Annotated in this window: 1 protein-coding gene (running past one end of the window); it reads right to left on the bottom strand. The window is 63.3% G+C overall.

Going from position 1 to position 14,944, the window contains the following annotated elements:
* Positions 1-14,944, bottom strand: the 3' portion of a protein-coding gene (locus H8S56_RS01850) for a non-ribosomal peptide synthetase (protein WP_187517698.1). It continues 2,804 nt past the right edge of the window; 14,944 of the gene's 17,748 nt are visible here — the last part of the coding sequence; its start codon lies off the right edge, out of view; its stop codon occupies positions 1-3.

The following is a 14,944-nucleotide window of genomic DNA, read 5'->3' on the forward strand; positions in this document are numbered from 1 at the left end:
TCATGCCAGCGGTTCCCTGACGCTGACGGCCTGTCTGTCGTACCACCAGGCCGCCAGGCTGTAGACGTCCGGCGTCTTGAGGATGCTGAAATGGTCGCCTGGACCGTTCCACAGCGTCAGTTGTGGCAACAGCTGTTGCCAGCCCTGGGTCATATCCGTGTGCTCAACCTGATTGGCAGCCGCGTCCAGGCCGGGGTCGGTCAACAGCACCAGACTGGCGGGGCCGACGTAGCTCTGCTCTGGCCGGTACAGGGTGCGCAAGGCACTGGAAAACGTGCGCACAATCCCGCTCAACGCCTGTGGCGTCACCCGCGACGACAGCAAACCGACGCGAACCATGGCCTCACGAAGCTGGTGTAGCTGGACGTCGTCCTCAGCATCGACGAAAGCGGGCGAATCAAGCCCCAGGTCCTTGCCGCTGGACAATTGCAGTGCATTGATCAGCCGCTGCAGCGCCGCCGTAGCGGTATAAGGCTTGCTGCACGTAGTTGTATTGCCGGGTGCTTCACTGTCGATCAGGGTCAGCGACAGCACTTCTCGACCCTGTGCCTGGAGCCTGCTCGCCATGGCGTGGGCTACCCAGCCGCCGAACGAATGCCCCACCAGATGCAGAGGCCCCTGCGGATACAGGTTTTCAATTTCCTGAACGTAGCTTCTGGCGGCCGCCTCGACACGGCTGTGAGGCACATAGCGACCTTCAAGACCACGCGCCTGCAACCCGTAGATCGGCCAGTCCGGCCCAAATGCTTCCGCCAGACCGATCAGGCTGGTGACACTGTCGCCAGCGCCCGGTACGCAGAACAGGGGTGCCCTCCCACGCTGTCCGCTCTGAATCGCCAGCAACGCTTTATAGACGGGTGGCATGGCCGGTGTCTGATCGCTCAGTACACGGCTCAATGCCTGGCCCAACACCTGAACATGCGGTGCTTGCATCATGCTCATGTGATCGCCCGGCACGCTGACGCAATGCAACTGCGCGGCGGGCACAACCTCGGCCCAGCCATGGCTGGAATCACGGTTTGAGTCATGGCCGCTGTTCGTATCGCTCGGTGCATGCTCCCGTTGCTCGGCGCGAAACAGATAGACCGGCAGGTTAATGGGCTGCAACCGGTAATGAGCCAGCGCATGGCCATGAGCCAGTTCGCGCTCCAGATAGTGGCGCAGTTGCAGATCACTCGCCTGCGCCAGCTCTGGATACAGCAGCTGTTCATCCCGACACAGCTGCAACAATGATTCAAATACCGGCCTCTGCGGCTGTGCCTGCAAGGCTTGCAGTTGCATCAGCGGTGCAACGCCTGCCTGGCCTTGCGCTCGCCAATATGTCGAGCAATGCGCCAGCAGCTCACGTTCAAGCAACTGCGACCCTTCCCAGCGCGCCTTGCCCTGATCGGTCAGACGCGGCACGTAGCTGTCCAGCAGACCGACAAAGGCCACTGACTCGTCCATGCCCACGAGTTGCGTAGCCACTTCATAGGCCAGCACACCGCCGAATGACCAGCCCGCCACTCGGTAAGGCCCGTGAGGTTGTACGCTTTGAATTCGCTCGATCAGCCGTGCTGCCAGACCTTCCAGCGTGTCGAGTTGCGCTTGTCCCAGGCCAATGCCCGGCAGACCGTAGATCGCAAAATCGCCGTCCAGATGCTGGCCCAGTACCGGGAAGTAGGCGTCCAGCCCGGTGAAGTCATGGATCAGGAACAGCGGCGTTGCGCTGCTGCCCTCCCGCACCGTGATGACCTCAGGCATTTCAGCGGTTTCGCCAGAACGGCGTTCAAGCAAGCGGGCCAGTGCGGCGACGCTTGGATGCTGAAACAGCTCGGCAAGACTCAGCGACAGGCCGGATTTCTGGATCAGACTGACCAGACGAATCGCCAGCAGCGAATGACCGCCCAGTTCGAAGAAGCTGTCATGGCGGCCAACCCGCTCGACTTCCAGCACTTCGGCCCAGCGTTCGGCCAGACGTTCTTCGAGCGGTGTTTCGGGGGCTTGGTAAGTGGCTATCGCCAGCGAGTCTGCGCTTGGCACCGGCAACGCCTTGCGATCCACCTTGCCATTGCGGGTCAGTGGCAGCGCATCCAGCACCACATAAGCGGCAGGCACCATGTACTCCGGCAGACGCTCTGCCAGGTGCGCACGCAACGCAGTCGCGTCGAGCAACGCATCATGACGGGTGAAATACGCCACCAGCCGCAATCCGCCCTCTTCCAGGCGCTGAGCGACGACCACGGCTTCGGCGACACCCGGACACAGTGCCAGATGTTGCTCGATCTCGCCCAGTTCAATGCGTACGCCGCGAATCTTCACCTGGTCGTCGTTGCGGCCCAGATACTCCAGCGTGCCATCGGCCAACCAGCGAACCAGATCGCCCGAGCGATACATCCGTGCGTCCGGCTGGTCGCTGAACGGGTCATCCAGAAAGCGTTCGGCAGTCAGGTCCGGACGGTTCAGATACCCCCGCGCAACCGCGTCGCCGCCGATGTACAACTCGCCCGGAACACCCAGCGGCACCGGCCGGCAATGGGCATCCAGCACGTAAATCCGTGCATGGCACACCGGTTTACCGATGTGCAGCACACCGCCAGCAAACATTTCGCCCGAACTGGCCACCACTGTGGTTTCGGTCGGACCGTAGTTATTGATCACCGCAAAGCCCGGGTCGCGCTGGAAGTGACGTAGACGGTCACCGCCGATCAACAGCGTGCGCAACGTCGGATGACGCATCTCGCGGCTGAAAGCGTACTCGGCGACCGGCGTCGGCAGAAAGGCAACCTGCAGCGGTTGAGCCAGCCACCAGTCGAGCAATGCATCCAGTTGTTCATTGCCGATGTCAGCAGGCGGCACGTGCAGGGTCGCCCCGGCACATAACGCAGGCCAGACTTCCCAAGCCATGGCATCGAACCCGAAGCCAGCGACACTGGCAGTGTGACTGCCGGCGTGCAGGTCGAAGGCCTCGCAATGCCAGTCCACCAGTTTGTTGAGCGCCCGGTGCTCAACCATCACCCCCTTGGGCAAGCCGGTGGAGCCCGAGGTGTAGATCACGTAGGCCAGATGCGCGGTGGTCAGTTGCGTCACCTGCGGATTAACCTCACGCGTCGGCCAGTCTGCCTGGTCCATCGCAACCACCGGCACCGTCAGGCCCGGCAGCCGCTGCAGCAGATCGGCCTGGGTCAGCACCGCGACCGGCGCGCTGTCTGCCAGCAGATAATTGATGCGCTCGTCCGGGTGCGCCGGATCGACCGGTACATATCCGGCACCGGCCTTGAGCACGGCCAGCAGCCCCACCAGCGTGTCCAGTCCGCGACGTGCCATGACCGCAACGCGATCATCAGGACGCACACCCAGTCTGATCAAATGATGCGCGAGGGCGTTGGCGCGACGATTCAACTGCTCGTAGCTCAACCGCTGATCACCCACCTGCGCGGCTATGGCATCCGGGGTGACAACCGCCTGCCGCTCGATGCGCTGATGAATGGTGAGCGCGCTGTCAGGCTCGCTGCGCTGGGCATTGAAGCCTTCCAGCAACTCGGTACGCTCGGCAACAGGCAGCAGATCCAGCGTTTCCAGCCCCGTCAGCGGTGAATGTGCCAAGGCGTGAATGAGATTCTCCACCGCGCAAACCATATAGGCACAAACCCGTCGTGCGTCGATACCGGTCGCGGTGAGTGCTGTCAGGTCGAAACCCTCGCCCAGGTCATCCACGCTCAGGGTCAACGCGTAGTTGCTGCGTTCTTGCGCAGCGAGCAGCTCGATGCCTTGCCAGGCCGTGCTCGCAGAAACGTCAGCGGCTTGAGGGGCCGCGCTGTGACGGTAGTTGAGCAAAGCGCTGAACAAGGGTGCACCGGCTGGCAGCGCACTGCAGCGTTGCGCCAGGGCCAGCGGCGCGTGTTCGTGCCCCAGCAACCCGCTGAGACGCCGATGAGTCTGAAGCACCGCATCCTGCGCCGACTGGCCAGCCAGATCGATGCGCAGCGGCAAGGTGTTGATGAACACACCCAGCGTGCGTTCTACGCCTTCACCTCCCTGCAGCCGCCCGAGTAGAACCGTGCCGAATACCACCGTGTCACGCCCCGACAATTGTCCAAGCACCTGCGCCCAGGCCAGGTGCATCAGACTCGCGGCGCTGACACCCATCACACGCGCCTGATCGCGCACCTTGCGGCTCAGGTCAGCGTCCAGACAATGCCTGGCTTCCCCCGGCACCTGAGCGCCCGGCAACCCGTTCTGGCCATAAGGCAGGGTCGGCTCGCTGAGGTCGCCCAATTGCTCACGGAAGAACAGTTCATGGCTCTGATCGCCCTCATCCTGCAACGTATGGGCAATGTAATTACGGTAGGGCACTGGCGAAGGCAGGTCTGCTTCCTGATCGAGCAGCACGGCTTGCAGTTCGTGGCTCAACAGTTCCAGCGCCATGTGATCCATGATCAGGTGATGGAACAGCAATACTGCGACAATCCGTCCGTTGGCCGGATCATCAGCATGGACCAGACGCAACAACGGGGCCTTTTCGAGACCCAAAGGTTCGGCCTCTGCGAGAGCGTCCAGCGCCACTTCGATCACCGGCAATACTGCCTGTCGCCAGACCACTTGAACCGGTGTCTGCAACCCTTCCCAGCACAATGAAGTGCGCAGCACATCGTTGCGGGCAATCACCCGCTGCAAGGCTGCGCAAAACGCGTTCAGACGCGCACGGTCGGCAAAGGCAAAACGGGCCTGTAACTGATAAGGATCGTCGCCGCCTGCGGACAAATGGTGATAGAAGATCCCGGCCTGCAGCGGCCCCAGCGGATAAATGTCCTGCACATTCGCCACGCCGCCCGGAACTTGGGCGACGATGAGGTCGATGTCGGCCTGCTCCAGCGTTACCAGTGGCAACAGGTCTGGCGTGATGTGCGTGCAATCCACTTGAATCAGGTTGGCCGGTATCGGCGTCTGCTGACTGCTGCCGATTGCGCCGGCCAGTGCGGACAGCGTCGGTTGTGCAAACAGGGTGCGAATGTCCGCCTCGATGCCCTGGCGGCGCATCTGCGCGATCAGGGTCACAGCCAGCAGCGAGTGCCCGCCCAGTTCAAAGAAGTGATCATGGCGTCCCACGCGCTCGACATGCAGCAGCTCGGCCCATATCTCGGCCAGCGCCGTTTCTACCGCGCCCTGAGGGGCCTCGTAGTCCCGACCTGGCAGCGCCTCGCGATCCGGCACCGGCAAGGCACGACGGTCAACCTTGCCGTTGGCGGTCAGCGGCCAGGCGTCAAGACGCACAAAGGCGCTGGGTACCATGTAACCCGGCAGTACCGCCAGCAAGGCGGCACGCAGATCACCCACAGTCGAGCTGGTGATACCAGCTTGTTCGATGAAGTAACCCACCAGCCTTGGCTGACCCGGCTCGTCTTCACGGGCCACGACCAGCGCCTCTTCAATGCCCGGCAACTGGCTGAACTGCGCTTCGATCTCACCAAGTTCGATGCGCACACCACGGATTTTCACCTGGTCGTCATTACGCCCCAGGTATTCCAGCGTACCGTCGGCGTTCCAGCGCGCCAGGTCGCCGGTGCGGTACATGCGAGCCGTGGCGTCTGGGTGGAACGGGTCACGCAGGAACCGTTCGGCGGTCATTTCAGGGCGATTCAGGTAGCCTCGCGCCACGCTGTCGCCTGCCACATACAGCTCGCCCGCCACGCCCAGCGGCACCAGTTGCTGACGTTCGTCGAGCAGGTACACGCGGGTGTTGGCAATCGGTTTGCCAATGTCCAGGCTGCCGTCTGGCCACAAACGGCCCGAGGTGGCGACCACCGTGGCCTCGGTCGGGCCGTAGTTGTTGATCACGGCAAAGCCCGGATCACGATGGAATTGACGCAGACGATCGCCGCCGATCAACAGCGTGCGCAACGTCGGATGACGCAGGTCACGGCTGAAGGCGTATTCCGCGACCGGTGTAGGCAGAAACGCGACTTGCAGCGGCTGGGCGATCCACCAGTCGAGCAGCGCATCCAGCTGTTCGTTGCTGATGGTCTCTGGCGGCAGGTGCAACGTTGCCCCGGCACACAGCGCCGGCCAGATTTCCCAGGCCATGGCATCGAAGCCAAAACCGGCGACGCTGGCGGTGTGGCTGCCGGCGTGCAGCTCGAACGTCTGGCAGTGCCACGCCAGAAGATTGTTCAGGGTGCGGTGCTCGACCATGACGCCCTTGGGCTGTCCGGTGGAGCCGGAGGTATAAATCACGTACGCAAGATGCGCAGCCGTTAGCCCCGCCACCTGCGGGTTGTCCAGACGCTCCGGCCAGTCCGGGCGGTCAAAGGCAATGACCGGCGCGTTCAGTACCGGGACGCGGCTCAATAATGCCTGCTGGGTCAGCAGCACTTTGGGGGCGCTGTCGCTCAGCAGGTAGGCGATGCGCTCGTCCGGGTGCGAAGGATCGACCGGCACGTAACCAGCCCCGGCCTTGAGCACGGCCAGCAAGGCCACCAGCGTGTCAAGCCCGCGACGGGCCATGACCGCCACACGATCATCAACGCGCACGCCAAGGCTGATCAGGTGATGGGCCAAGGCATTGGCGCGATGATTCAGCTCGCCGTAGCTCAGGCAACGCTCGCCCACCTGTGCCGCCACGCTCACCGGCGCGCTGGCCGCACGGGCTTCGATAAGGGCATGCACGGTTTGCTCGAAGGAAACGTCCAGAGCAGTCGCATTCAGCGTGTCCAGCAGGTAATGCCGCTCCTGATGGCTTACCAGCGCGATCCGGTCAGGCTGCGCCTGCTCATGGGTCGCCAGCGTTTCGAGAATCTGCACGAAATAGCCGAGATAGCGCTGCACGGTCGCTTCGTCGAACAGCGCCGTCGCGTAGTCCAGCGTGCCGATCAACCTCTCGCCCTGCTCGCTCAGGTTCAGCGACAGGTCGAATTTGGAGACCTGGCTGACCTGCTCGACCGGTGCGACAACCAGACCGTCGAGCAGCATGGCTGCGTGCGCACCGGGCATCCAGTTCAGGGTGGTCTGGAACAACGGTGGATGGGCCAGATTGCGGGCAGGACGAACCACTTCCACGACCTGTTCGAATGGCAGGTCCTGATGGTCCTGCGCCTCCAGCACCCGAGCCTTGACCCGCGCCAACAGCGCTTCGCCGCTCGGACTGCCCGAGGTGTCGATGCGCACGGCCAGCGTGTTGACGAACAGGCCGACCAGCTCTTCCAGCTCGGCACGGCCTCGACCTGCCACCGGGCTGCCGATCACCACTTCGGCCTGACCGGACAGACGCGTGAGGGTCGCAGCCCAGGCCGCCATCAATGCCATGTACAGCGTCACGCCCTGACGTTGCGCCAGTGTGCGCAGATCCGCCGTCAACCGCGCGTTCAACTGCAATCCAAGACTGGCACCTGCAAAGTCCTGCTGCGCCGGACGTGGCCGGTCGGTCGGCAGAGTGAGCAGTGTCGGCGCGCCTTCCAGTACCTGACGCCAGTAAGCCGCCTGGTGTTGCAGGCGCTCGCCGGTCAGCCAGCGGCGTTGCCATACGGCATAATCGGCGTACTGGATCGCCAAGGGTGGCAGCGGGTCATGCTGCCCTCGGCAGAACGCCGGGTACAGCGCCAGCAGTTCCTGAGTCAGTACGCCCATCGACCAGCCATCGGCGACGATATGATGCACGGTCAGCAGCAGCACGTGACGCTCATCGGCCACCTGTAGCAGACGCGCACGCATCAGCGGCCCGTTAGCCAGATCGAACGGCGCGACCGCTTCGGCGCGGATGCGCTCGGCGAATGCCTGCGGAATGTGGCGCATGTCCTCGACAGGCAGCCGGGCATCGGCGGGTGTCGGCACGAACAGCACGTGTGCGCTGTCTTCACCCGCCACGAACCGGCTGCGCAAGGTTTCGTGGCGTTCGACGATACGCGCCAGGGCACGCGTCAGGGCTGTCACGTCGAGGGTTCCCTCAAGGCTCAACGCCATGGGGATGTTATAGGCCTCGTTGCCGCCGTCCATCTGCGCCAGGAACCACAGCCTTTGCTGGGCGAAAGACAGTGGCATCGGCTGGTCACGCGTCACCGGCAGGATTGACGGCAGCTCACTGCGCGCCACGTCACACAGCGCGGCGGCCACGGCCGCCAGTTCGCCAAGGGCAAACAGCTCACCCAACGGCAACTCCACGCCCAGTTGCTGGCGAACCTGAGACACCATGCGCATGGCCAGCAAGGAATGCCCGCCCAGCTCGAAAAAGTGATCGTGACGACCGACTCGCTCGACCTGCAATACCTCGGCCCAGATCTCGGCCAGCGCCACTTCGAACTCGCCTTGTGGCGCTTCGTAGCTCAGGCCGAACAGCGCCGAACGCTCGGGTTTGGGCAGCGCCCGACGGTCCAGCTTGCCATTGGCCGTCAGCGGCAGTGTCGTCAGCTCGATGAAAGCGGTCGGCACCATGTAGTCAGGCAAGCTGGCCTGCAGGTGTGCACGCATCTGCTCGGGAACGAGCAATGCGCCCTCGTCATGGCTGGTGTAGTACGCCACAAGCCGCACATTGCCTGGCTCGTCTTCGCGAGCCAGGACCACGGTTTCGCCAATACCCGGCAACTGGTGCAGGCAACTGACGATTTCACCCAGTTCGATGCGGAAGCCACGGATCTTCACCTGATCGTCGTCGCGTCCCAGGCACTCCAGTTGCCCGTCGTCCAGCCACCGCCCCAGGTCGCCGGTGCGGTACATCATGGCGTCGGGTTCATCGCTGAACGGGTCGGCCATGAATTTTTCGGCAGTCAGTTCCGGGCGGTTCAGGTATCCCAGTGCCACACCATCACCGCCAATGTACAGCTCGCCGGTCACGCCTTTGGGCACCAGACGCTGATGAGCGTCCAGCACATAGACGCGGGTGTTGCCGATGGGACGACCAATCGGCAGGCTTTCTTCGCCCTCGGATACACCCCGAACTTCGTAGACGGTGGCAAAGGTGGTGGTCTCGGTCGGTCCGTAGGCATTGAACAGACGCATCCCCCGGGCCTGAGTCAGCAGCGTGCGGAAACTGACCGGGTCTGCGCGCTCACCGCCGGAAAACAGCACGCGCAGTCCTTGCAGCGCCGCTGGAATCTGCTGCACGTATTGGTTGAACAGCGCCGTGGTAATGAACAATACGGTGATCCCGGCATCGCTCAGCAACGCACTGAAACGGCTCGGATCGACCAGTACTTCATGGTCCACCACACACACCTGTCCGCCATTGAGCAACGCACCCCACACTTCCAGGGTGCTGGCATCGAATGCCGGATTGGAGGCGAAGGCGATGCGGTCCTGATCATTGAAATCGGCATAGCCGTTGTTCAGCACCAGACGGGCGATGCCCCGATGTGGCACCCGCACGCCTTTCGGTGCGCCGGTGGAGCCGGAGGTGTACATGACGTAAGCCGCAGTGTCCAGGCCCTGCGCGCGTTGAGGGTCATGGGCGGGCTGGTCGCTCAGTTCAAGACTGTCCAGATCGATACGGCGGGTAGCCGCGTTGATGGCGGTCGTGCTGCGGGTCAGCACGCAGACCGCCTGGCAGTCATCCAGCATGTAGCTCTGGCGCTCCGCAGGCGCATTGATATCCAGCGGGACGAAGGTTGCGGCGCATTTGCTCACGGCCAACTGGGCGATCAGCAGCGCTACAGAACGCGGCAACACGATTGCCACATGGTCGCTCGGCGCAATCCCTTGTTCAATCAGGTGATGAGCGAGGCGGTTGGCTTGCTCATTCAGTTCGCCATACGTCATCGAACGCTGGCCATGCACGACGGCCACGCGCTCAGGATGGCGAGCGGCACGCTGTTCGAACAGGCAATGCACGGGTTGCTCGCGCGGGTAGTCGCGACGCGTGTCGTTGAACTCATGCAGCAATTGCTGACGCTCAGACGCAGGCAGAATGCCCAGTTGCGTCATGGCGGTATCGGGTTGCTGCTCCAGCGCCAGAATCAGGTGCGTCAGTGCTTCATGCAGGTAATCGCAGACCCGCTGCGGCTCAATGCCCGGCGTGGCCTGTGCTGTGAAGCTGAAGCCCTGGCCCAGGTCATCGACGCTCAGGGTCAACGGATAGTTGCTGCGCTCCTGCGCATTCAGCACTTCAATCCCTTGCCACGCCAGGGTCGTAGCCTCATCGGCGGCTTCGTGAACCGCGCTGTGACGGTAGTTGAGCAAGCTGTTGAACAACGGAGCGCCCGCAGGCAACGCGCTGCATCGCTGGGCCAGCGCCAGCTGCGCATGCTCGTGGACGAGCAGACCGGTCAGCCTGCGATGCGTATCCTGTACGGCGTCGCGCACGGACTGGCTGCCCAGTTCGATGCGCAGCGGCAAGGTATTGATGAACACACCCAATGCCCGTTCGACGCCTTCAGAGCCCTGCAGGCGACCCAGCAGCACGGTGCCGAATACCACGCTTTCACGTCCTGACAAGTGCCCGAGCACCTGCGCCCAGGCCAGGTGCATCAGGCTTGCAGCACTCACACCGAGCAGGCGGGATTGATCGCGCACCTTGTGGCACAGGGCATCGTCGAGCACCAGACGGGCTTCGAGGGGAACATCGTCCTGCGAGGCAAACGCCAGACCGTAAGGCAGCGTAGGCTCATCGATGTCGCCCAATTGTTCGCGGAAGAACGCCTCGTGGGCGGCATCGTCCGGCCCGTGCAGCACGTGAGCGATGTAATTGCGATAGGGAACAGGCGCGGCGAGTTGCGCTTCTTCGCCAAGCAGGATGCTTTGCAATTCCTGACCCAGCACGTCGAGCGCGACATGGTCCATGACCACGTGATGGAAACGCAACGTCGCAGCGATCAGGCCGGTGCCCGGATCACGGGCATGCACCAGGTGCAGCAGCGGTGCCTGAGTGAGGTCCATGCGCGGGGCGTTGTCCAGATCGTGCAGCGCGATCTCGTCGATACGCAGAGCCCCCTTGCGCCACACCACCTGAACCGGCGCTGACAGACCTTCCCAAAACAGTGCCGTGCGCAGGATGTCGTGCCGCTCGATCACCTGCTGCAACGCGCTGCAGAATGCGTCAAGACGCGCTCGATCCGCGAAGGAGAATCGGGGTTGCAGCAAATACGGATCGCTGTCGCCAGCGGCCAGATGATGATAAAGAATGCCAGCCTGCAACGGTCCGAGCGGGTAAATGTCCTGCACGTTGGCCGCACCGCCAGGCACATGGGCGACGATACGCTCGATGCCGTCCTGATCCAGCGACACCAGTGGCAACAGGTCTGGAGTGATGTAGCGGCACTCTGCGTCGATCCGGTTCGCCGGTATCTGCAGCTCATTGTCATTGCCGACCGCACTGGCCAGTGCCGCGAGGGTCGGCTGGGCGAACAGCACGCGAATGTCGGCACGCATGCCCAATTTGCGCATGCGTGCGATCAGGGTGACGGCGAGCAGTGAATGCCCGCCCAGTTCGAAGAAATGATCCTGACGCCCGACTCGGGCGACATTCAGCAGTTCGGCCCACAGCTCTGCCAGACGAGCTTCGGTTTCGCACAGCGGCGCCTCGTAGTGACGGCTCAGCACAGCATTCGCGTCCGGCTCAGGCAGCGCTGCACGGTCGAGCTTGCCATTGAGGCTTAGCGGCAAGGCTGACAGCGCGACGTAGGCCGTCGGCACCATATAGTCCGGCAGTTGCGCCAGCACATGGGCGCGTAATGTCTCGATGCCGGGCGCAGAATGGCCTTCCCGGCAACTGAACCAGGCGACCAATCGGTCTCCATGCAACAGGACCGCGACTTCACGCAACGCCGGATGGGCACTCAGGCGTGCTTCGATTTCGCCCAGTTCGATGCGCAGGCCATGCAGCTTGACCTGGAAGTCGTTGCGGCCGAGAAACTCCAGTTGACCATCTGCACGCAGGCGAACCAGATCGCCGCTGCGGTACAGGCGATCACCGGGCACGAACGGGCTGTCGATGAACCGTTCAGCCTGCATGTCGGGCAGGTTCAGGTAGCCACGCGCGACACCCGCACCGCCGATGTGCAACTGCCCGACCACGCCTTGCGGCACGGGCTGGTCATGGTCATCGAGCACGTACAGGCGCGTATTGCTGATGGCGCGGCCGATTGGCAACGTCGACTCCGGCACCGGCTGGTCAGGTTCCAGGGTCCACACACTGCAGTCCACCGTGGCTTCGGTCGGACCATACACGTTGTGCAAACGCACGTGCGGCAAACGCATGCGTACCTGCGCGGCCATGGCGGCAGTCAGTTCACCACCACCGCAGACGATATCGGTCAGGCTGGTGCAGCGGGCGCTTTCGTCGAGTTCGAAGAACTGTTGCAACAGCGCAGGCACGAACTGCACCACGCTGACCTCACGGTCCTGAATCTCCTGAGCCAGATACGCCGGGTCGCGCTGCCCGTCAGGGCGCGCCAGCACCAGACGCATGCCCGCGCACAGCGGCCAGAAAAGCTCCCAGACCGAGGCGTCGAAACTGACCGGTGTTTTAAGCAGCAACGCGCGATCAGGGGCTGGCGGACACAGCTGCGAACTCCATTGCACCAGATTGCACAGGCCGCGATGCTCGACCATCACGCCCTTGGGGGTGCCAGTGGAGCCCGAGGTGTAGATCACGTAGGCCAGATGACCTGACCCCAACCCCGGAATAACCGGATTTTCAGCCGATTGCGCGTTCCAGGTGCCGCTGTCCAGGTCGAGTTGCGGCAGTTGACGGTCGGCAAAACGCTCGCGCGTGCTGGCGTCAACCAGCAGCGTCACGGCCTGGCTGTCACTGAGCATGTAGGCCAGACGATCCATCGGGTAGCCAGGGTCCAGCGGCACATAGGCACCGCCTGCCTTGAGCACGGCCAGCAGACCGACCAGCAGGTGTGGGCCCCGTTGCAGGCAGACCGCGACCCGGCTTTGCGGCTGCACGCCCTGCTCGATCAGATGATTCGCCAGTCGATTGGACGCCTCGTTGAGCTGGCGATAAGTCAGGCGAACGCCTGCCGACTCCAGCGCAATGGCATCCGGGGTTCGGGCAACCTGGGCCTCAAACAGTGCCTGTATGGGGCAATCCAGTTGGAAATCCTGCTCGCTGGCGTTGAAATCCACCAGCAGACGGCGTCGTTCCTCATGCCCCAGCATGCCAGCCCTTGCCGGCACCGCATGGGCGTTGCCGACCATCGTCCACAGCAACTGCTCCAGGTAACCCACATGACGCACCACGGTCGCTTCGTCGAACAACGCCGTGGCGTAATCGACCACACCGCCGAAGCCTTCGGCGGTCTCACCCATGCTCAGGGTCAGGTCGAACTTGGCGAACGTCGGCTGCTCGGACAGCGGCTGCAGGTGCAGATCGCCCAATTGCAATTCCAGCCCCTGACTGCCATCCCAGGCCAGCGACGCCTGGAACAACGGGCTGTGGGCCAGGCTGCGCGGCGGCTTCAGACGCTCCACCACTTGTTCGAACGGCAGATCCTGATGTTCCTGGGCCTGAATCACCTGAGATTTGATCCGCGCCAGCAGCGTACTGACATCCGGCTCGGCCGACGTGTCAATGCGCACCGCGAGGGTGTTGACGAACAGACCGATCAGCCCCTCGACTTCGCTGTGCCGACGGTTGGCCACCGGCATACCGATTACCACCTCGGACTGCCCCGACAGCCGGGCCAGCAGCACAGCCCACGCTCCCATGAACAGCATGAACGGCGTCACGCCATGGCGCTGGCAGCAGGTTTTCAGGTCATCGCACAGGCGCGGGTCGAGACGTACCGCAACGCTGGCACCTGAGTAGTCCTGACGCGCCGGGCGTGGACGGTCAGTTGGTAAGGTCAATAAGGCCGGTGCGCCGGTCAGCGCCTGATGCCAGAAGTCGCTCTGGCGGCTCATGCGCTCGCCGTCCAGCCAGTTGCGTTGCCACAGTGCGTAGTCCGCGTACTGCAAGGACAATGGCGCAAGCGGATCCTCCAGCCCTTCGCTGAATGCCCGATACAACGCGGTGAGTTCCCGGGTGAAAACGCCAAGCGACCAACCATCGGCGACGATGTGGTGCAGGGTCAGCAACAGCACGTGCCGGTCTTCGGCCAGGCACAGCAGACGCCCGCGAATCGGCAGGTCGTCCAGCAGATCGAACGGCTGCGCGGCTTCTTCGCGAACAATGCGCTGCAGTGCGTGCTCGTCCTCACCGCGCAGGTCTTGCCAGAGCAGTTCGGGAACGACCGAGGCCGGTGCAGCCTGCACACGGGCCTCGCCTTCGTGTTGAATGAAGCGGCTGCGCAGGCTGTCATGGCGCACGACAATACGCTCAAGGGCGCGCTTGAGTGCCCGGGTGTCCAGATGCCCGGTCAGTTGCAGGCCCAGCGGAATGTTGTAAGCGCTGTTGGCATCCTCCATTTGCGCCAGGAACCACAGCCTTTGCTGGGCAAAGGACAATAGAACCGGTCCGTCATGCCTCGAAACCTGGATGGCAGGCAGCTCATGGTGTCCGGCATTACCCAGACAGCGCGCGACGGCGGCCAGTGCGCTGTCGGCAAACAGGTCGCCCAGCGCAAGCTCCAGCGAAAGCCGCTGGCGCACCTGAGACACCATGCGCATGGCCAGCAACGAATGACCGCCCAGCTCGAAAAAGCGGTCCTGACGCCCTACCCGTTCGACCTGCAACAATTGGCTCCAGATCGCCGCAAGGGCTATTTCCAGCTCGCCTTGCGGCGCCTCGTAATCAGACGTTTGCAGCGCCTCACGATCCGGCAGCGGCAAGGCGCGACGGTCAACCTTGCCGTTGGCGGTCAGCGGCCAGGCGTCAAGACGCACGAAGGCGCTGGGCACCATGTAACCCGGCAGCACCGCCAGCAAGGCGGCGCGCAGATCACCCACAGTCGAGCCAGTAACATCGGCTTGTTCGATAAAGTAACCCACCAGCCTTGGCTGACCCGGCTCGTCTTCCCGGGCCACTACCAGCGCCTCTTCGATGCCCGGCAACTGGCTGAACTGCGCTTCGATCTCACCAAGTTCGATGCGCACG

It is taken from the genome of Pseudomonas triticifolii, from assembly GCF_014358015.1.
Lineage (GTDB): Bacteria > Pseudomonadota > Gammaproteobacteria > Pseudomonadales > Pseudomonadaceae > Aquipseudomonas > Aquipseudomonas triticifolii.